We start from the raw sequence: 20,283 nt of genomic DNA, 5'->3' as shown, positions 1-20,283 counted from the left end.
ATGGCGCACACAGACCACATCCTGATCACCTGCGAGCATGGCGGCAACCGCATACCGCCGCGCTACCGCGCCCTGTTTGCGGGCCTCGAGGCCCTGCTGCACAGCCACCGCGGATACGACCCCGGCGCGCTGGCCGTGGCCCGGAAACTGGCCTGGATGCTGGACGCCCCCCTGTTCGTCTCCACCACCAGCCGCCTGCTGATCGACCTCAACCGCTCGATCGGCCATCCGAAGCTGTATTCCGAGGCCACCCGGGATGCGCCCGCCACTGTCCGCCGCGAAATCCTGGACAGGGTCTACCTGCCCTACCGGTCCGCTGTCGAAGCACAGGTCGCCGCAGCGATCGCGCGCGGCAGCCGGGTGATCCACCTCGCCTCCCATAGCTTCACGCCGGTGCTCGACGGCGTGGCCCGCAATGCCGATATCGGCCTGCTCTACGATCCGGCGCGCGCCGGCGAGGCCGAACTGTGCCACCGCTGGCAGGCCCGGCTGAAGTCACAGGCCCCCGAATTGAAGGTGCGCCGCAATTACCCCTATACGGGCAGGTCGGACGGCTTCACCGCTTTCCTGCGCCGCCGGTTCCCGCCCGACCTGTATGTCGGGATCGAACTGGAAATCAATCAGAAGCATGTATTGCCTGGCGCGCGTCGTTGGCGCGCGACGCAGAATATCGTGGTCGAGACTTTTCACGCCGCCACGCTCGAATGCCAAGGCGCCGGGACGCATGCATGCCACGAAATCCGGTCGCCTTTTAAATAGGATATTGCTATCCTTAGATTAAAGGCAGGTTCTGATCCAATCACAATATGCGCAGGAGGTTCGATGGCCGCACTTACTCACCCCCAGCTTGAACAGCTGACCCGAAAACTGAAAGCGGATTACCAGGCGCTCTTGCGTGAAGTGCGCGACGAACTGGAAAACTCGGGCAACCAGCATCGCATCGACCTGCTCAACAGCGAGCCGGGTGACGCCGGCGACGAGTCGATGGCGAATGCGCTGGCGGATTTCAACCTCACGATTCTGGATCGCCATATTGATGGAATGCGGGACATCGAAGCCGCGTTGCAGCGCATCAAGAACGGCGAATACGGCGTCTGCATCGACTGCGGGGATGAGGTCGGCTTCACCCGCCTGCAGGCCTATCCCACCGCCAAGCGCTGCATCGTCTGCCAGGAGCAGCGCGAAAAGCACTACGCGCAGGAAGGCCACCCAAAAATGTAACCGGAAGCAGGGCTGGCCTGCCTTCACCCCAATCCAACGGAGCCATCATGAAAACCCCGCTTCAAATCACCTTCCGCGACATCCCTTCTTCCGAAGCCCTCGACACCCACATCCGCGAGAAGGCACAGAAACTCGAACAGGTCTTTGCCGACATCATCAGCTGCCGCGTCGTGATCGAACAGCCCGCCAAGCATCACCAGCAGGGCAAGCTCTTCAACGTCCGCATCGACCTCGGCGTACCCGGCTCGGAAATCGTGGTCGACAAACAGGCCAACGAGGATGTCTACATCGCGCTGCGCGACGCCTTCGACGCCGCCAAGCGGCAACTGGAAGACTACGCGCGGCAGTTGTGAACTGCCCCGCTCCCGGACGCGCAAACATGAACGCCCCGTCGGGATCGATGCCGAAATTGGCCGAACTGATCCGGAGCCTGCACGATCCGGCCTGCTACGATCACCCCGCCGGCCCGGTGCAGGTGATCGAAACGCATATCTCCTACGTTCTGCTCACGGGCGCGTTCGCCTACAAGATCAAGAAGCCGCTGGATCTCGGCTTCCTCGATTTCAGCAGCCTCGGCAAGCGCCTGCACGCCTGCTGCGACGAAGTTCAGCTCAACCGGCGGCTCGCGCCCGACATCTATCTCGACGTCGTCCCCATCACCGGCACACCGGCCGCCCCGCACCTCAACGGCAGCGGCGAGACATTCGAGTACGCCGTGAAGATGCGCCAGTTCCCGCCCGACGCTACGCTCGACCGGTTCGATGCGGCAGGTCGAATGTCGGCACAACACGTCGAAGCCATCGCCACCATCCTCGCCCGCTTCCATACGGAAGGCTGCGCACGAGCCGGACAAGGCAGTCCATGGGGCAGTCCGGACGCCATCTGGAACCCGGTGGCCCAGAACTTCGCCCAGATCGCGGCCCACCTCGACAACCCGGCCGACCACGCGCAACTCGACGCCCTGCGCCGCTGGAGCGAGACCGAGCACGCCCGGCTCGCCCCGCTGATGGAGACCCGCAAGGTCGACGGCTTCGTGCGCGAATGCCACGGCGACCTGCATCTGGGCAACCTCGCCTGGGTCGACGGCCGGCTGCTCGTGTTCGACTGCATCGAATTCAACCCCGAGTTACGCTGGATCGATATCCAGTCCGAGGTCGCGTTCTGCTACATGGACCTGCTGCAGCGCGGCCATGCCGAGTGGGCCTGGCTGTTCCTCAATACCTGGCTGGAGCAGACCGGCGACTATGCCGGGCTCCCCCTGCTGTGCTATTACACCGTCTATCGTGCACTCGTGCGCGCCAAGATTGCCTCCATCCGCACCGCCCAGACCGCGGACCCCGAACGCGATGCCGCGTTCGCCGAGATGCGCACGCTATTGCATCTGGCGACGACACTGACGCACCCCCTGCCCGCCCGGCTCGATATCACGCACGGCCTGTCTGGATCGGGGAAGACCACCGCCACCCGCAAACTGATGCAGGCCCCCGGCGCGATCCGCTTGCGCTCCGATGTAGAACGCAAGCGCCTCGCCGGGCTCGACGCCATGGCCCACAGCGGATCAGGCATCGGACAGCAGCTCTACGGCGCCGATGCCACCCAACGCACCTACGCGTATCTCGCCCGACTGTCCGGCGCGCTCCTGGATGCCGGCTGGCCCGTCATCGTCGACGCCACCTTCATTGCCCGCTGGCAGCGCGACCTGCTGCGCGAGACAGCGCAATCGCGCGGCACCGCATTTCATATTCTCGATTTTCCGGTGCCCGTCGCCACCCTGCGTGAGCGCATCGTCGAGCGCGCTCGCGCGGGCGGCGATGCGTCGGAGGCCGACCTGTCCGTGCTGCAGCATCAGCTCGACACCCAGGAACCGCTGGGGCCGGACGAGCAAGTTGTGCCAATTGAGGCTTAATGATTCAAACGCGGGTTTGCCGGCGACACTAAACGCGCGCCAGTCATGTTGCCAAGCGTGTGCCAGGATGAACAGCACATCGCCGACGACGACATCCAAGGCCACCGCAGCGCCGCGCACAAAAAACGGCAGACACGGAGCATACGCCGGCGAATGGGCAAGGCGCCTGAGTCCGGAGCCAATCGGCAGATGGAATGCGTCCATCTGCGTTTTTGAATGATGCCGTTGTTTGGCAGCATCCTCCACCTCTGAAAAAAAGGAACTTCTTCAGACCCGATCCCTCTTAAACTGCCGGCAAATTGTCGTCCATTCCGGCCTGCCGAAGCGGGAGGCCCAGTGTTTGCAATACGGGGGAAAACCATGGCCTGTAGCGTCGTTGTCCTTAAAGAAGTCCCACTGTTTTCCTTGCTCGACGACGAAGAGCTCGCCGTCCTCGCCAGTCAGGTCGAACTGCGCAAATTCACGCCGCGCCAGCGGATCTTCAAGATCGGCGACCTGAGCGAACGCGCGTTCATCATGGTCTCGGGTTCCGTCGAGGTCACGACCATCGACGAGGACAACCAGGTCGTGCTTCTCGACATGCCCAGCCATGGCGACGTATTCGGCTTCGCCTCGATGCTGGCGCAGACGCCGCACCAGACTGAAGCCACGGCCGTCGAAGAAACTGAATGCATCGAAGTGGATCTCCATGACATCACCGTTCTCCTGAGGAAGAAACCGGACGCCGGCCTGGACCTGATGACCGTCATGGGCAAGCAGTTCCATGCCGCGGAAAGACTTGTCCGTCTCCGTGCCGCACGCAACCCGAATGATGTGATCGAAGAGGCCGAGACGCTGGGCGAACGGGTCGCCGACGTCGTGGCATCCTTCGGTGGCTCGTGGACGTTCATCATGGCGTTTGCCGTGATACTCGCCGTGTACTCCGCCATCAACGTCGAGCTGGGCAGCAAGGCATGGGACCCCTACCCTTTCATCCTGCTCAACCTTTTTCTTTCGATGCTTGCCGCAATACAGGCCCCTATCATCATGATGAGCCAGAACCGTCAGGACAAAAAAGATCGCCTGCGGAGCGAACTCGATTTCGACGTCAACCGCAGGGCGCATGCCGAAATCCAGTGGCTCGCCCACAGAATCAACATGTTGCATGACAAGATCGACGATGTCGGGGAAATGGTCCGCACGCCCAAGGCATCATGACGCCGAAGACGCCGAATAGGCTGAATGGGGTCGTCAGATCCCGGCCAAATCCTTCCGGCCCGGTTCAAGGCTAAAGGGTAGCGGGTACCCGGAATTGTGGCGGAAGGAAGTGGGAGTCGAACCCACCCGGGAGCGACTGACACCCCCAACCGAATTTGAAGTCCGGCCGCACCACCAGGCACGCTTCCCTTCCAATTGAAACTCGATTCTCCAGTCGATCGCTTCAAGCAGCATGATCCATCATCCTGCCGAACAGATCGGCATTGCGCAATCGGTGCGCTTCGCGCACGCGACGTGTGTAGCCCACCCTGTCGAAAAATTCCAGCACCTGCACCGCGCGCTTGCGGCTCAGGCCGCTGCGATCGCGGAATTCGGCAGCACGCGTCTCGCCGCTCATGTGCTCCAGTTCCTGCACCAGGGCCGCCAGTTGCGCCACGCTTTCGGGCAGATAGAACAGATCGCGCACCACTTGATACAGCTTTCCCTGGCGCGCCTGCTTTTGCAGCAGACACCGCATCGACACCTCGTCGCGCCCCGCGCGTCGGGCCAGATCGCGCACCCAGGGCGGGTCGAAGGCTCCTTCTTCCAGCCAGGGAAGGATGCGCTGATAGAGCGCATCCTCCTCACGGCTAAGCGCAATGCTGTGTGTCGGCACATGCAGCCAGGGGCCGCTGCGCTGCAAAACGCCCGCCGTCAACAATGCGTCCGTCAACGCGGCGAACGCGGCGGCCGGCAGTGCCGGCAGGAACATGCGCCTGGCACGCGTGGCATCGGGACCCAGCTCGTCAGGGAAACGTTCGTGAAACGCCGCGAGACCGGTGCTCAGCTTGTCTTGCAGGCTTGTCCAGTGCGCGGCGGAAAACGCCCAGGTGGCATGACCGGCACGCACCAGCGTGCTGTCGATCGGCAGGTGCACAGCCGGGTCCTTGACGTTCCAGTGGATGGCGAGCCTGTCAAGGTCGAGTCCGCGGAGACTGAGCAACTGATACAGCCGTTGCGAAGTGTCGGCGAGATCCAGCGCGGCGAGTTCCGCCAGCCGCAGCGGCGTCTTGCGCTTGCGTGCGGGCGCATCGGGATCGAGCACCTTGCCGCCGCCGATCGTGTGGCGGGCATCGGCGTCGCGCAGGATGAAACGGTCGCCATGGAGTGTGCCGAGCGGACGGTCCGTGACCAGCTGCGCCAACGCACTGCCGCCCGGAGACAGGCTCTCGCCTTCCAGCAGCGCCACGCGCGCCATGACATGGGCCGCACCCAGGTGCAGATGGACCGGCGCCCAGTGCACGAGGGCCGTTGGCGCCTGCAGCGACAGCGTCAGCCGCACGTCGAACCGTGCGGTCGGCGCGTGCAGGCGCGGTGCCACGATCCAGTCGCCACGCGCAATCTCGTCCTTGCCCACGCCGTGAAGGTTCAGGGCACAACGCTCTCCCGCTTGCCCCCACTGCGCCGGGCGGTTCATCACATGCAGGCTACGCAGGCGAACCGGCCGACCGGATGGCGTCACCACCAAATCGTCGCCCACCTGGATGCTGCCGGCGAATACCGTACCGGTGACAATGGTGCCCGCACCTTTCAAGGTGAAGCTGCGGTCGACCGCAAGCCGGAATCCGCCGTCGGCTGTCGTCGAAGGCATGGCCTGCGCGGCTTCGTGCAGATGCGTGCGCAGGGCATCGATACCCTGTCCGTCCGGTGCGGCAACCGGAAATATAGGTATGTTTGCGAGCGCCGTTTCGGCCAGTAGTTGATGCAGATCGCGCTTGACTTCGGTCAGGCGCCCGGGCGCGACCCGGTCGATCTTGGTCAGCGCCACGGCGCCGTGTTCGATGCCGAGCAGGTGGAGGATGTTGAGATGCTCGCGCGTTTGCGGCATCACGCCGTCGTCCGCTGCCACGACCAGCAGGGCAAAATCGATCCCCGCCGCACCGGCGAGCATGGTGTGAATGAAACGCTCATGACCGGGTACGTCGACGAAACCCAGCACCCCGCCGCCGGGCAAGGGCTGGTAGGCGTAACCCAGCTCGATGGAAATTCCGCGCAGCTTCTCGGCGGCGAGCCGGTCGGTGTCGACGCCGGTGAGCGCGTGCACCAGCGTCGTCTTGCCGTGATCGATGTGCCCGGCTGTACCGACGATCATGATGGCGCCGTGATTTCCTTGGAGGTGATGCGGTAGCTGAAGCTCGACGCGTCCAGGCTGTCCAGCATGCCGTCGGCGGTTTCGGCCTGCGGATACATGAGGAAAGGCAGCGTGACGTCGCGCGATCCTGGCAGCGGCAGGTCGTGCGCGGTGTTGTAGGCCAGCCAGTTCATCTCCCAGGCGCCGAACAGGCGCTTCCTCACGTCAACCACCATTTCGTCGGTGAGGCTGCGGCCGCCGGGCGGTTCCTCCAGCATCACCTTGCGCACGTCAGCGGGATCGACCGGCACCCAGCCGTGTCCGGAGAGCCATACCTCGGCACGGCAGTGCTGGGCCTTGCTGATGTCGCCGCTCTTGCCCAGGCTCTTGTAGCCGAAGCGCGAGTCCGCCACGCGGATGCCGTAGACATCACGTGCCGGCAGGCCGGCGCCCCGTGCAAGGCCGACGTAAAGGGAATTGAGGTCGGCGCATTTTCCCGTCAGGTCGCCGGTTTCCAGCATGAAGCGGATATCACCGAGTCCGCAGCCGCGGGTCTTCGGATTACGCGCCGTGTTGTCGACCACCCACTCGTATATGGCCCGCGCCTTGTCCTGGTCGGTTTTCGCACCGCGGGTGATGTCGAGTGCAGTCTTCCTGACGATGCCGTCGGTGGGCAGCAGCTTCGTGGCCCGGGTATAGCGGCGGTGCATCGAAGCAGACAGCGGGACCGCCTGTCCGGCGCGGGTCAGATCGATGGCACGGTCGCGCGTGGCGAATCGGCTGGTCACTTCCAGTACCGGCTTCTTCTCCGGCGCCCATTCGCCATAGAACATATCGACGCCACGCTCCTGGTCGCGCAGCAGGTGCGCGCGGTCGGCATCGCCTTGCCATAGATTGCCCATGGGCCGGATCCAGTCCTGTTCCTGCATGGAGGGAAGCGGCAACCAGACACGGGTTGCACCCTGCGGCTTGAGCACTTCCACCCGGTGTGTCACTTCAAACGTTCGCCAGCCATCCTCTGGCGACGGATCGAATTCCGTCATGGTCTGGCTGGCAGGCCATGCCGACCCTGCAGCCAGTGCAGCGGAGGTCATCAGGAAATCGCGTCGTTGCATGCACTGTTCCTTCTCTCTCACGTGATCAGCAGGCGGCCAGCTTCGCGAGTTGGCCGATGAAATCCGCTTCGTCTGTCGCAGACAGACAACGCACATCCAGACGCAAGGCACCGTCGGCGATACGGCCGATCACCGGTACGGGCAGGCCGCGCAGCGCCGCTTCGATCTCGTGCAGTACGCCGCTTTTCCGGGTGCAAGGCCGCACGACCAGCGCATGGCTCGGCAGGCGGTCGATCGGTAGCGAACCGCTGCCGATCTGCGACAGGGCCGGCTCGGCAGACACGCTCGCCGGCCAGTTGGCAAGCGCCTGTTGCATGCGCGGCAGCAGACGTTCGGCCTGACTCTGGATATCGTCCGGCGGTCGGGTGAGCATATGCAAGGTCGTGAGCCGATCGCCCAGACGGTCGGGATCGCGATACAGGCGCAGAACCGCCTCGAGCGCCGCCAGCGTCAGCTTGCCAACGCGCAGCGCGCGCTTGAGCGGGTTCTTCTTGATGCGCTGGATCAGCGCGCGGCGGCCCACCAGGATGCCGGCCTGCGGCCCGCCCAGCAATTTGTCGCCGCTGAAACTGACCAGATCGGCCCCGGCTGCAATCGACTCCTGCGGCGTCGGTTCGTGCGGCAGGCCGAAGCGCGCCAGATCGACGAGCATGCCGCTGCCCAAGTCGATCACGAACGGCAGTTCGTGGGCATGCGCAAGCTGCGCCAGCTCCGTCTCCGGCACGCTGGCGGTAAACCCCTGGATGGCATAGTTGCTGGCGTGCACCTTCATCAACATGGCGCTGCGCGGGCCGATGGCACCCTCGAAGTCGCGCAGGTGCGTGCGATTGGTGGTGCCCACCTCGACCAGCTTGGCGCCCGCACGACTCATGATGTCCGGCACCCGGAAGGCCCCGCCGATTTCCACCAGTTCGCCACGCGACACGATCACCTGCTTGCGCATGGCAAGCGTGTTGAGCTGCAGGAATACCGCCGCTGCATTGTTGTTCACCACGGTGGCCGCCTCGGCCCCGGTGAGCTCGCACAGCACCGACTCGACGACGTCGTCGCGGTCGCCGCGGCCACCGGTTTCGAGGTCGTATTCCAGCGCACAGGGATGGCGGGCCGCCAGCAGCAGCGCCTCTACCGCCTCTTCCGGCAGCGGTGCGCGCCCCAGGTTGGTATGCAGCACCGTTCCGGTGAGATTGAATACCCGTTTCAGGCGGGATGCATTGTGCTGCGACAAATGCGCGGCAAGTTGGGCCGTCACTGCAGGCTCGGTGTAATCGACCCGGTCGCCGCTGCGCGCTGCCTGGCGTGTGCGGTCGAGTACGCTGCGCACGCCGGCAAGCACGGGCTCGCGACCGTATTCGGCAATCAGTGGGGAAACGGCCGTCCAGTTGAGGACGCGATCGATCGAGGGCGGATGGGGGGCGCTATGCACGATAGACAATCCCTTGTCGGTGAGTGAGCAGTCAGGTCAGGCCGTGGATCAGATACCAGTTGATTCCGCTGCGGGCGAAGCCCGCCTCGTCCATGAGCAGGTCCAGCGTCAGGGTGGCGAGGTCATCGGCCACCGGGTCGGCCAGCGGATCTTTCTCCTGCTGGACGACTTTCAGATAGGTCTGGCACGCCGGGCAGCTTTCGGCCTGTACGATCCGCTCCTTCCCTTCCAGATGATAGTAGGCGATGCCGCGGGTGTTGTCGCAGTTGCTGCATTTGGCTCGGACCACATGCCATTCCGAACTGCACAGCACACAATACAGATAACGCAGGCCATTCGCGGCCCCGCCGATGCGCACTACCGAACTGACCGGATGCGAGCCGCATACGGGGCACAGATTGGGATGCTCGGGTCGCGCCACGTGCCCGGGATGGAGCTGGCGCGCAAGGTGAGTCCAGTGCACTTGCAGGGCGGCGCCGATTACCGGCGCGATGGCGGCGTCGAGGTCTTGTGTATTCCCCTCGATCAGTCGCGTGGCCTGCGCATCCAGCCAGGCATCTTCGCTGTCCGGAATCGATTCCAGTACCGCCTGGCCTGGCGCCGGCAAACCCGATTTGACCGCCTGGGCCAGGTGTCGGGCCGTATCGCGCCAGCCCGCCGGCAGGCCGAGGCCGGCAGGCGCCAGCGGCGGCATCTGATACTCGCGGCACTGCGCAAGCCTGTCGGCCGCAGGCGGCTCTCCCGCCGGGCCGGCGTCCAGCGCCGCCTGCTGAGCGCGGGCGAGACGCGCGACAAAACGCAGATAGTCGCCGAGGGTATGGCCCTCGGCGAGCTGATCCAGCCGGTGCGCACGCGTGAGAAACAGATCAGCAGGCGGCAACCGCAATTCGGGAATGTCGCCGGCCGCGGCTTCGATTTCGCCGGGCTGCAGGAGTGTGGTCGTCATGCGCGCATCAATCCTTCCTTGTCATGCATTGCAATCACTTGCCGGTCATCTCGCGATACCAGGCGCGATGATGATGTTTGGCCCAGGCTTCGGAAACCGTGCCGCGCGTCATGGCGCGAACCGAGCCCTTGACCCAGATGGCCGCATAGACATGCACGATAATGCCGAGAATCATGATCCAGGCAGCCAGCGCATGGACGACCACGGCAATGCGCAATAGCCAGATGGGGAAATACGGCGCAAACCAGGGTTGCCAGACCACGATACCCGACAGCAGTAACAGGGGAATACTCACCACCATAGTCCAGAACAGATACTTCTGTCCGGCGTTGTACTTGCCGATTTCAGGCAATCCCCGGTCGCGGTTCCTGATGACATCCCCGATGCGCGCCATCCACTGACGATCGGCGGCCGTGAAATGGTTTAGCCGCCAGAATCTCGCCGCCATTGCCATGAAAAACAGGAACATCACCACGCCGATGAAGGGGTGCAGGATGCGGGTCCAGGGACCGCCGCCAAACAGATTCGTCAGGAAGAAAAAGGCCGGATGGAACAGCGCCAGCCCCGACAGGCCGGCCAGGACGAAGGCGATGGCCACGATCCAGTGGTTGCTGCGTTCCCGGGCGGTGTAGCGTTGTATAGGCTTGCTCATGATCGCTCCTTGAGGTCGGAAAAGTGAAGGGAAGCGGACGATTCAATCCGTCTTTTCTTCTTCCTCCACCTCCTTGGGACCTGCCGTCACGTAATGGAAGAAACCGGCAAAGACAGCCAAGCCCAGGCCAAGACTCATGAGCGGCTTGGTCACACCCTTCCATAGGCTGACCAACGGGCTGATATTCGGATCCTTGGGCAGATTCGCGTACAACTCGGGCTTGTCTCCGTGTTGCAACACATACATCACGTGCGTTCCGCCGACCCCCTTGGGATCGTATAGCGCCGCATTGCTGTAGCCGCGCTCCTTGAGATCGGTGATGCGGCCCTCGGCATGGTGAATCATGTCAACCTTGGAGCCGAACACGATTGCCCCGGTCGGGCAGGTCTTCACGCAGGCCGGCTCCAGCCCTACCCCCACGCGGTCGGAACAGAGCGTGCATTTGTACGCCTTGTTGTCCTTCTTCGAAATGCGCGGAATATTGAAGGGGCAGCCGGTGATGCAATAGCCGCAGCCAATGCAGTTTTCCTCGTGGAAATCCACGATGCCATTCGAGTACTGGACGATCGCACCCGGCGACGGACAGGCCTTCAGGCAGCCCGGGTCGGCGCAATGCATGCAGCCGTCCTTGCGGATCAGCCATTCCAGCCGGCCCTGTTCCACCTCCACCTCGGAGAAGCGCATCACGGTCCACGATTGATCCGTGAGGTCGCGAGGATTGTCGTAGACGCCGACGTTGGTGCCGACCTCGTCGCGCAGGTCGTTCCATTCCATGCATGCCACCTGGCACGCCTTGCAGCCGATGCATTTCGAGATGTCGATCAATTTTGCAACAGGGCCCGCTCCCTCGATGCGCACATTGGGCGAAGGGGTGGTGGTGGCGGACCGGGCCTTGATGTCGAGTGATTGCAGTGCCATGGCCGCCTCCTAAACCTTCTCGATGTTCACGAGGAACGCCTTGAATTCCGGCGTCTGGGTGTTGGCATCGCCCACGAAGGGTGTGAGCGTGTTGGTGATATAGCCATTCTTGGTCAGCCCCATGAACCCCCAGTGAATCGGCATGCCCACGGTATGTACTTTCCGGCCCTCGACGTCGAGCGTACGCACGCGCTTGGTCACCACCGCCACTGCGACGATGAAACCGCGCTTGGACCTTACCCGGACATGATCGCCATCCTTGATGCCCTTCTCCTTGGCCAGGTCCTCGCCGATTTCCACGAACTGCTCCGGCTGGATAATGGCGTTGAGCCGAGCGTGCTTGGTCCAGAAGTGGAAATGTTCGGTGAGCCGATAAGTGGTGCCCACATAGGGGAACTGGTCCGGCTTGCCGAAGCTTGCCCAATCCTCCTTGAACACCCGCGCGGCAGGGTTTGCCCGTGCCATCTCGTTCTTCGGATGCATCGGATTGTTCGCCAACGGCGATTCCATCGGCTCGTAGTGCTCGGGGAAGGGGCCCTCCGCCATCAGGCCCACCGCGAAGAAGCGCGCCACGCCTTCCGGATTCATGATGAAGGGATTCATCCCGTCTTCCGGCGGAGAGTCCGGCTTGAAGTCCGGAATGTCGGCGCCCCCCCACTTGCCGCTGGCGGCATCCCAGGCAATCAGCTTGCGCGTCGGATCGTAAGGCTTGCCACTCGGGTCGCACGAGGCGCGGTTGTACAGCACACGCCGGTTGGCCGGCCAGGCGAAAGCCCAGTTCAGCGTCTGCCCGATGCCATAGGGATCGCTGTTGTCGCGCCGCGCCATGAGGTTGCCCTTCTCCGACCAGGCACCGGAGAAGATCCAGCAGCCGCAGGAAGTGGAGCCGTCGTCGCGCAATTCGGCGAAGCCGTTCAACTGCTCGCCGGCCTTCACCAGGACCTTGGCCGGATCCTTCGGGTCGGTGACATCCTTCAGCGCCTTGCCGGAGAATTCCCTGGCCAGTTCCTCGGGTGACGGCGACTCGGGCTGGCGATGCTTCCAGGTCAAGTTGAGGATGGGATCGGGGAAGGCGCCGCCGCCCTTCTTGTACAGGTCGCGCAACCTGAGGAAGATGCCAGCCATGATTTCCTGATCGCCCTTGGCATCGCCCGGCGGTTCCGCAGCCTTCCAGTGCCACTGCAGCACACGGCTGGAACTGACCAGCGAACCGTCTTCTTCCGCGAAGCAGGTGGAAGGCAGGCGGAACACCTCGGTCTGGATCTTGGCCGGGTCCACGTCGTTGTATTCGCCGTGGTTCTGCCAGAACTCCGAGGTCTCGGTGGCCAGCGGGTCGATGATCACCAGATATTTGAGCTTGGCGAGTGAGCCGGACACTTTCACCTTGCAGGGTGCCGAGGCCAGCGGGTTGAAGCCCTGGCAGATGTAGCCGTTGACCTTGCCCTGATTCATGTTCTCGAACACCTGCAGCAGGTCGTAGCCCTTGTCGAGCTTGGGAAGCCAGTCGTAGCACCAGTTGTTTTCCGCTGTGGCGGCGTCGCCCCACCACGCCTTCATGTTGCTGACGAAGAACTTGTTGTAGTTCTGCCAGTAGGAGAGCTGGCCCGGGCGCAGCGGCTTGGAGGCACGCTTCTCGACGTAGGCCTTGTAGTCCTGCTCGGCATCATTGGGCAAGCTCATGTAACCCGGGAGCAGGTTGGACAGCAACCCCAGATCGGTCAGTCCCTGGATGTTGGAGTGACCACGCAGCGCGTTCATGCCGCCGCCCGCCACGCCGATGTTCCCCAGCAGCAATTGCACCATCGCGCCTGTACGGATGTTCTGCGAGCCCTGAGAGTGCTGCGTCCAGCCCAGGGCGTACATGATGGTCATGGTCTTGTTGGGCGTGGCGGTCCCGGCGATCATCTCGCACACCTTGAGGAAGGCCTCCTTGGGGGTGCCGCAGATGGACGACACCACGTCCGGCGTGTAGCGTGCGTAGTGCGCTTTCATCATCTGATATACGCAGCGGGGGTTTTGCAGCGTCGGGTCGGTGACGACATAGCCGTCGGCGCCCACCTGGTAGCCCCAGGTGGACTTGTCGTAGCTGCGTTTCTCCGGGTTATAGCCGGAGTAGAGGCCGTCATTGAACGCGAATTCGTCCTTCACCAGGAAACTGAAATCGGTGTAGGTCTTCACGTATTCGTGATGGATCTTGTCGTTGCTCAGCAGATAGTTGATGACCCCGCCGAGGAAGGCGATATCCGTGCCGGCACGGATCGGCGCGTAATAATCCGACACCGCGGCCGAGCGCGTGAAACGCGGATCGACCACGATCAGCCTGGCCTTGCGATGCGCCTTCGCTTCGGTCACCCATTTGAAGCCGCATGGGTGTGCCTCGGCAGCATTGCCGCCCATGATCAAAACCAGATCCGTGTTCTTGATGTCAACCCAATGGTTGGTCATCGCACCGCGGCCAAACGTCGGGGCAAGACTTGCCACCGTCGGACCGTGTCAGACACGCGCCTGGTTATCGAATGCGAGCATCCCCAGGCTGCGCGCGATCTTCTGCGTCAGGTAGCCGGTTTCGTTGCTGGAAGCGGAGGCGGCGAGCATGCCGGTGGACACCCAGCGATTCACCGTTTCACCCTTGTCGTTCTTGGCGATGAAGTTCTTGTCGCGGTCGTCCTTCATCAGCTTGGCGATACGTGTGAAGGCGTCATCCCAGGAAATGGGCGTCCATTCCTTGCTGCCGGGCGCACGGTATTCGGGCTGCTTGAGCCGGCCCGGGCTGTGTACGAAATCCAGCAGACCCGCCCCTTTCGGGCAGAGCGTACCGCGGTTCACCGGATGATCCGGGTCGCCTTCGATATGCATGATTTCGCCGGGTGCGTTTTTGGCCTTGTCGCCCAGGCTGTAGATCAAAAGGCCGCAACCTACCGAGCAATAGGGGCAGGTGTTGCGGGTTTCGGTGGTGCGTGCCAGCTTGAATGCCCTCACCTCCGCCAGGGCCTCGCCAGGCGCGAATCCCAACGCAACGAGGCTGGAGCTGCCGACCCCCGCTGCGCATATCTTGAAAAACTGTCTCCGGGTCACTTGCATCTCGGTCCTCCATTCTCGTGAATTCAGGCACGCATGGAAAAACTATAGAAACAAAATATCCCCTTACAAATATTATTTATCGATCGCCGCCATAAAAAACGTTCCAGCGATGGACAGGAATCCGCTTCCCACGTGTCTGGCGGCGTGGAGCCCCTTTGGTCTCGAGATGTTCGGCACCGGTCCCGCGGTGAAATGCAACCTGATCCGATTGCGGGGCGGCAGTCGGACGCTAGTGCCCGTCCTCGCCGCTGTCGCTGAAATCGCCCAGCGGCCGCTTGAACGTATAGTCCGCCGGTCGGAGGATCAGTTGCCGTGCCGACGTTTCCACGCTGCCACTGGGGATGGTGAAAGGCAATGCCACCACGGTCAGCACCGTCCCAACCACCGTGGCCGCCAGTCCCAATGGCCGCATGATTACCGCGTCCACCACCATGTCGGTGGTCTTGTCGCCGCTGACGGTGCCATCCTGCTGGGCGAGTGCGGAGACGGGCATCAGGCCGAGGGCCGTGGCCAGCACGGCGGATACCAGGCCATTACGCAGGGCGACGCTCATGCCTTGCCCTGCGGCAGTTCCACGCCTGCCGACACCAGATAATCGCGCACATGCCGCAACTCCTGTTTGCTGCAGGTATTGCTGTTGTGCGGGCGGTGCAGGAAACCTTCCACGCCGTTCAGCACCACACGGAAGCTCGCACCATGGTGCGGTTCCACGTTGGCACCCAGATGCGCCAGCATCGCTTCCACCTCGCGCCAATGAACGTTGCCGCTGACCGGTCCTTCGAAAATCGTCCGCAACAAATTCTCGTGCTTGTGACTCATGAACAGAGACTCGCGACATTCGACATCCTTTCAGCATAGAACTGCCAACGCCCCACGTGAAGGGGAAATGGCGCCGGGACACGTCAGGGCATGCGCAGGAACGCATCCATCGCCGCCGGTGCCAGCGGCCGGCTGAACAGGTAGCCTTGCACTTCGCTGCACCCGGCCTCGCGCAGGAACGCCAGTTGCTCCGCCGTTTCCACGCCTTCGGCAATGATGCCCAGCCGCAGGCTGCGCGCCAGTTGGATGATGGCGCTGACGATGGCGGCATCATCCGGGTCGGTGTGGATGTCGCGCACGAAAGACTGGTCGATCTTGAGCCGGTCGACGGCAAAACGCTTGAGATAGCTGAGCGAGGAATAGCCCGTGCCGAAGTCGTCGATCGCCAGCCGGATGCCCAGGGCTTTCAACTGCCGAACCGTGTCCAGGGTGTTCTCCACATCCTGCAGCAGGATGGATTCGGTCAGCTCCAGCTCCAGCAGCTGCGGCGACAACCCGCTGCGCGCCAGCGCGCCCGCCACGGTCTCGATCAGGCCGGCACGGCGAAACTGCAGGGCCGACAGGTTGACCGACATGGTGATATCCGGCAATCCCGCCTGCCGCCACGCCTGGGCCTGCCGGCAGGACTGTTCGATCACCCAGGCGCCGATGGGCACGATCAGACCGCTGTCTTCCGCCACCGGAATGAAGCGGGCCGGCGATATGTCGCCCAGTTCCGGGTTGTGCCAGCGCAGCAGCGCCTCCACGCCGGTCACCTTGCCGCTGTCGGCGTCCAGTTGCGGCTGGTAGTGCAGTAGCAGCTCGGCCCGGTAGAGCGCCTGATGCAGACGGTTTTGCAGCATCAGGTGCTCGCGGGCCTGCCGGTTCATGCGGTCGTCGAAGAAGCGATAGGTATTACGGCCCGCATCCTTGGCGTTGTACATGGCCGTATCGGCCTTCTGCAACAGGCTGTCGAAGTCGCTGCCATCCTGCGGATACATGGCGATGCCGATACTGCAGGAGGCGTTCATCGCGTGTCCGTTGATCTCCACCGGTTCGGCCAGCAACCTGAGGATGTCTGCCGCGACGCGCTCCACCGTTTCCATGTCCGGGATTTCGTTGAGGAGCAGGATGAATTCGTCCCCGCCCTGGCGGCTGATGGTGTCGCTGTCGCGCGTGCTGTGCATCAGCCGCTTGACGGCCTCCAGCAAGAGCTGGTCGCCCGCAACATGTCCCAGGGTATCGTTCACCCGCTTGAAATTGTCGAGGTCTAGGAACAGCATCGCCACCAGACTCTGCGACCGTTGCGCCCTGGCCAGCGCCTGCTCGAAACGGTCGCGCAGCAGCACGCGGTTGGGCAGGCCGGTAAGGACATCGTGATGGGCGAGAAATTCGATGCGCGCCTCCGCCTGTCTGCGCTCGGTAATATCCTGGCAGGCGCCGTACAGGCGGTTCCCGACCTTGTCGTCTTCCGCCTCCACGGCCAGCGTATACGCGCGGATGTAATGGATGGCGCCGTCCTTTGCCAGGATGCGCAGCTCGCATTCGCTACGCTGCCCCGGCGCGAGATGGGCAATATTGCGATCGAATTCGGCGAAATCATCCGGGTGAACGAGATGGCGCCAGCAACCTTTGGCCATGATTTCATCCAGCGAATAACCGAAGACCTGATCCGCCGAAGTCGTCGCCCAGTCGATGATCAGATCCCCTGCCGCCGTCTGCATGCAGGAGTACAGCAGGTCGGTCGACACGCTGGAAATCAGGCGGTAGCGCTCCTCGCTCTCGCGCAGCGCCTGCTCCATCCGCTTGCGTTTGCTGATGTCGATGAAGTTGACCACTGCCCCCACCAGCTGGCCGTTGCGGTACATGGGATGGGACCAGTATTCGACCGGGAAGCTGGTGCCATCCTTGCGCCAGTGCACTTCGCTGTCCACATGGGTGGGCTTGCCCTCCAGGGTGGAACTGCGAATGTGACATTGCTCCTTCGGATAGGGGCGCCCGTCCGGATAGCTGTGGTGGATCAGGGCATGAATACCCTTGCCAAGGACTTCCGCCTGCGTGTAGCCCAGCATGTCGAGACAGGCCGGATTCACGAACGTGCAGATGCCCTGGCTGTCGACCCCGAAAATCGCCTCGGGGGATGCGTCCAGCAGCAGACGGAAACGTTCTTCGCTCTCGCGCAATGCGGCCAAGGCCGCGCGATGGCCCATGGCCACGCCGAGATCGGCAGCCAGCTTCTCCAGCAGGATCACCTTTTCCGGGCCGAACGCATGGGGCTCTTCGCTGTAAACCGTCAGAGCGCCGATGACCCGTCCATACGCCCGCAACGGCGTCGCAGCCGAAGATCGATAACCATGGATGAGCGCACGTTCCCGCCACGGCGCAAACTGTTGATTGGTCTCGGTGTCGTCGTTGATCGCCGTAATGCCCAGACGGATGGCGGTCCCGGTGGGCCCCTGGCCCTGGGGAGAATCGTCGCAGCGGATTTCCGCCTTGGGCAGATACGTATTCTCGAAGCCCGCCTCCGCCACCGAATCGACCGTGACGCCATCCTTGTTCACCAGACCGACCCAGGCCATGCGGAACAGGTCGTCCCGCACCAGTTCCTGACAGATGCGCGCCATCAGCTCGTGCTCGGGCCGCTCCGCCATCAGCATTTCGTTCACCGCCGCGATGATCTGCAGCAACAGATTGCGCTGCCGCATGACCAGCGCCTCGCGCCGCTGTTCGGTCACCTCGCGCAGGCTGCCCACCATGCGCAGCGGGTTGTCCTCGGCATCGCGTTCCACAACCTCGCCCCGGTTATGTAGCCAGATCAAGGTACCGTCGGCGTGCCGGATTCGATGTTCGCGATCGAACACCGCCTTGCCATTGAGGCAGGCCCGGATCGCCGTCATCACACCGGCCCGATCCTGCTCCTGCAGGCAGGCAATGGCCTCCTGCCAGGTATGCTCCGACTGCTGCTCATCCAGGCCCATCAGGCGCGCCCACTGCGGGTTGTGCCGCACCCGACCGCTACGCAAATCCCAGTCCCACACACCTTCGCCAAGGAGCGCCAGGGCATAGGCCTGTTCGCTCCCGTCGGGTTGTGGTTTGCCGGCCTTGCCTGCCTTCCTCTCTGCGGCTGGATCACGCCCTTCCGCCAGCAACGCCCGGGCGGCACAGCGGCGCCGCCTTGCCTCGCCCAGCGTCACCTCCGGGTATACCCCGAGAGCCAGGGTCTTGCGTTTCCCGCCAAAACGGTAATCCAGCCGCCAGTACCGTGAGCCATCTGGATTCAGCAGCAGATACATGCCACCGCCGTCTGCCAGCTTGAGCGGCTTGGCCGCTGGACGCGTCTGGCGGATACGGCGATCGGTAAGAGGTATGGCAGTACGGGCCATGACAGACCAAGATGATTATGTGACGTTGCCATCATACCGACAGATGCCGTCAGGTGTACCGTCAAAAATATTCATGGCGGGCGGTACGAATTACAGTATTCCCATACGATCATGCAGAGTTTTGCCATATCGACCAGCCCGCCTCTTGATTCGTCCGCTTGCCTGTTTCCTATACTGGGTTCTCGAATTTTCCACCTGCCTGGCGACCTTCACCCACCCAGGCAAGCCAATCGACGCGGCGGACCGAATCCGCGACGCCCCCGCAGATCCAGTCATCGCGGCGTGGATAAGGAGACAAGCATGAGTACCGTCGTGAATGAAGTCCTGACCGCCAACCAGCGCTATGCATCCAATTTCGGCAATAAAGGCAGCCTGCCCATGCCGCCGGGCCGACACTTCGCCATCCTCACCTGCATGGACGCCCGCCTCGATCCGGCCCAATATGCCGGACTCGCGGAGGGCGACGCCCATGTCATCCGCAATGCCGGCGGCCGCGCCAGCGATGACGCCATCCGCTCGCTGGTCATTTCCTACAAGCTGCTGGGTACCCGCGAGTGGTTCGTCATCCACCACACCGATTGCGGCAGGAGACCTTCACCGACGAGGTCATGCGCAAGCTGCTGCGCAGCAGTCTGAAGACCGCCCGTCGACGCCAGCGGCTGGCACGATGCGGGCGGCGGCGGATCGCCCGAAGGCGAGCACATCAGCTGGCTCACTATTCCCAATCAGGAGCAGAGTGTGCTCGAAGACGTGCTACGCATCCGCGCCCATCCGCTGGTACCCGGAAACATCCCCATCTACGGCTACATCTACGACGTGAAGAGCGGCAAACTGGTCGAGGTGCCGGCCGCCACTGCGGCGGGCCGGGCGCGATAGCAGCAGTGGGCGGCGGCGGCGGTTGGCACACAGCCTTCCGCCGCCTCACCGCGTGCCGGACGTATCGTGTGGGCGGCAACCCGCTCCTTTGACGAGGCCACCTCAAGAACCGCCTCAGGCCCACCACTTTCTCATCGCGGTACCACCCGGGCGTTCTCGCCGCTGCCCTCAACGCGCACGCGCATGCCTTCCCGCAGGCGGCCATCCGTCGGCTGCGTAATCGTGACGCGCCCCCCGGTTACCATGTCAACGGTGACTCGCTGTGCCTCCTTTTTAGCGATTTTGCTCTGGGCATAGGTACCTGCCGCACCGCCCAACACCGCACCCGCCACCGTGGCCGTGGTACTGTCGCCCATTCCCGAGCCAAGCAGGCCGCCCGCCACCGCCCCTACGGCCGTACCCACCCCGAGCTTGTACTTGTCGTCCACCTGGATGTTTTCCAACTGGGCAATGGTCCCGTTACGGTCCGACTGGCTCGCGACCGAGCCCCCGGTCTCACCGTATTTCGTTCCGCCCAGGCTGCCCATCTCCGCACAGCCCCCGATCAAGGCGAGCGACAACAAGACCGGCAATGCAATCCTCTGGTTCATGTTCGACTCCTCAAATTTTCCCTAAGGGTTCAGTATAGGAAACCGCCGCACGCCCGCGCGTGGTTCG

General features: G+C 63.2%; 19 protein-coding genes and 1 tRNA gene. 7 read left to right on the top strand and 13 right to left on the bottom strand.

All coding sequences use genetic code 11. The features are described 5' to 3' along the window. The 5 genes from B058_RS0108130 (at position 1) to B058_RS0108105 (ending at position 4,324) form a co-directional block, all read left to right on the top strand. Positions 1 to 759 carry an N-formylglutamate amidohydrolase gene (locus B058_RS0108130; protein ID WP_018507977.1) on the top strand — a complete coding sequence of 253 codons (759 nt, stop codon included), beginning with the start codon at positions 1 to 3 and terminating at the stop codon, positions 757 to 759. A 63-nt stretch (positions 760 to 822) separates the two neighbouring features. Next, the gene (locus B058_RS0108125) at positions 823 to 1,221 is read left to right on the top strand and encodes a TraR/DksA family transcriptional regulator (RefSeq protein ID WP_018507976.1); all 399 of its coding nucleotides are present in this window, start codon (positions 823 to 825) and stop codon (positions 1,219 to 1,221) included. A gap of 47 nt (positions 1,222 to 1,268) precedes the next feature. Then, positions 1,269 to 1,574: an HPF/RaiA family ribosome-associated protein gene (locus tag B058_RS0108120; RefSeq protein WP_018507975.1), complete on the top strand. Its 306-nt coding sequence runs from the start codon at positions 1,269 to 1,271 to the stop codon at positions 1,572 to 1,574. Positions 1,575 to 1,600: 26 nt separating this feature from the next. Further along, on the top strand, positions 1,601 to 3,127 hold the full coding sequence (locus B058_RS0108115) for a bifunctional aminoglycoside phosphotransferase/ATP-binding protein (protein WP_157265686.1): 1,527 nt from the start codon (positions 1,601 to 1,603) through the stop codon (positions 3,125 to 3,127). 360 nt (positions 3,128 to 3,487) lie between these two features. Continuing rightward, a complete protein-coding gene (locus B058_RS0108105) occupies positions 3,488 to 4,324 on the top strand; it encodes a DUF1003 domain-containing protein (protein WP_026240748.1) in 837 nt (278 codons plus the stop codon). A 97-nt stretch (positions 4,325 to 4,421) separates the two neighbouring features. Here B058_RS0108105 and B058_RS0108100 read toward each other — a convergent pair. The 12 genes from B058_RS0108100 to B058_RS17265 all read right to left on the bottom strand — a co-directional run bounded on the left by B058_RS0108100 (position 4,422) and on the right by B058_RS17265 (position 18,750). Then, positions 4,422 to 4,517: transfer RNA gene (locus B058_RS0108100), tRNA-Sec, on the bottom strand. A 30-nt stretch (positions 4,518 to 4,547) separates the two neighbouring features. Beyond that, a complete protein-coding gene (selB, locus tag B058_RS0108095; protein WP_018507971.1) occupies positions 4,548 to 6,455 on the bottom strand; it encodes a selenocysteine-specific translation elongation factor in 1,908 nt (635 codons plus the stop codon). After that, positions 6,452 to 7,549, bottom strand: a complete 1,098-nt coding sequence (locus tag B058_RS0108090; protein WP_018507970.1) for a transglutaminase-like domain-containing protein — start codon at positions 7,547 to 7,549, stop codon at positions 6,452 to 6,454. Before B058_RS0108090 ends, selB begins: the two co-directional genes overlap by 4 nt. Before the next feature lie 25 nt (positions 7,550 to 7,574). Then, positions 7,575 to 8,972 (bottom strand): L-seryl-tRNA(Sec) selenium transferase, encoded by a 1,398-nt coding sequence (selA, locus tag B058_RS0108085; RefSeq protein ID WP_018507969.1) that lies wholly within the window; start codon positions 8,970 to 8,972, stop codon positions 7,575 to 7,577. A 31-nt stretch (positions 8,973 to 9,003) separates the two neighbouring features. Beyond that, positions 9,004 to 9,918 carry a formate dehydrogenase accessory protein FdhE gene (gene fdhE, locus B058_RS0108080; RefSeq protein ID WP_018507968.1) on the bottom strand — a complete coding sequence of 305 codons (915 nt, stop codon included), beginning with the start codon at positions 9,916 to 9,918 and terminating at the stop codon, positions 9,004 to 9,006. Between the two features lie 34 nt (positions 9,919 to 9,952). Next, entirely contained in the window at positions 9,953 to 10,570 is a 618-nt protein-coding gene (locus B058_RS0108075) for a formate dehydrogenase subunit gamma (protein ID WP_018507967.1), read from the bottom strand. 42 nt (positions 10,571 to 10,612) lie between these two features. Then, on the bottom strand, positions 10,613 to 11,488 hold the full coding sequence (gene fdxH, locus B058_RS0108070) for a formate dehydrogenase subunit beta (protein WP_018507966.1): 876 nt from the start codon (positions 11,486 to 11,488) through the stop codon (positions 10,613 to 10,615). A gap of 9 nt (positions 11,489 to 11,497) precedes the next feature. Further along, positions 11,498 to 13,969 carry a formate dehydrogenase-N subunit alpha gene (gene fdnG / locus B058_RS0108065; RefSeq protein WP_081616758.1) on the bottom strand — a complete coding sequence of 824 codons (2,472 nt, stop codon included), beginning with the start codon at positions 13,967 to 13,969 and terminating at the stop codon, positions 11,498 to 11,500. A 12-nt stretch (positions 13,970 to 13,981) separates the two neighbouring features. Continuing rightward, the gene (locus B058_RS18550; protein WP_018507964.1) at positions 13,982 to 14,569 is read right to left on the bottom strand and encodes a molybdopterin-binding domain-containing protein; all 588 of its coding nucleotides are present in this window, start codon (positions 14,567 to 14,569) and stop codon (positions 13,982 to 13,984) included. A 229-nt stretch (positions 14,570 to 14,798) separates the two neighbouring features. Beyond that, positions 14,799 to 15,122, bottom strand: a complete 324-nt coding sequence (locus B058_RS17270) for a hypothetical protein (protein WP_018507963.1) — start codon at positions 15,120 to 15,122, stop codon at positions 14,799 to 14,801. After that, on the bottom strand, positions 15,119 to 15,388 hold the full coding sequence (locus tag B058_RS0108050) for a hypothetical protein (protein ID WP_018507962.1): 270 nt from the start codon (positions 15,386 to 15,388) through the stop codon (positions 15,119 to 15,121). The genes B058_RS17270 and B058_RS0108050 overlap by 4 nt, the downstream gene beginning before the upstream one ends. An 83-nt stretch (positions 15,389 to 15,471) precedes the next feature. Further along, complete coding sequence (locus tag B058_RS17265) at positions 15,472 to 18,750, bottom strand: EAL domain-containing protein (RefSeq protein WP_018507961.1); 3,279 nt, start codon at positions 18,748 to 18,750, stop codon at positions 15,472 to 15,474. Positions 18,751 to 19,050: 300 nt separating this feature from the next. Between B058_RS17265 and B058_RS18160 the strand changes: the two genes are divergently transcribed. Together B058_RS18160 and B058_RS18155 are read left to right on the top strand one after the other, a co-directional pair. Further along, the gene (locus B058_RS18160; protein WP_211208665.1) at positions 19,051 to 19,386 is read left to right on the top strand and encodes a beta-class carbonic anhydrase; all 336 of its coding nucleotides are present in this window, start codon (positions 19,051 to 19,053) and stop codon (positions 19,384 to 19,386) included. A 102-nt stretch (positions 19,387 to 19,488) separates the two neighbouring features. Next, positions 19,489 to 19,626 (top strand): carbonic anhydrase, encoded by a 138-nt coding sequence (locus tag B058_RS18155; protein ID WP_018507960.1) that lies wholly within the window; start codon positions 19,489 to 19,491, stop codon positions 19,624 to 19,626. Between the two features lie 131 nt (positions 19,627 to 19,757). Here the strand turns inward: B058_RS18155 and B058_RS0108035 are convergent, their stop codons facing one another. Continuing rightward, on the bottom strand, positions 19,758 to 20,216 hold the full coding sequence (locus B058_RS0108035) for an outer membrane lipoprotein (RefSeq protein WP_018507959.1): 459 nt from the start codon (positions 20,214 to 20,216) through the stop codon (positions 19,758 to 19,760). Positions 20,217 to 20,283: the final 67 nt, after the last annotated feature.

Source organism: Thiobacillus thioparus DSM 505, from assembly GCF_000373385.1.
Classification (GTDB): Bacteria; Pseudomonadota; Gammaproteobacteria; order Burkholderiales; family Thiobacillaceae; genus Thiobacillus; species Thiobacillus thioparus.
Note: the sequence above shows the minus strand (reverse complement) of the source record. Positions and strands in the feature narration are given on the sequence as shown.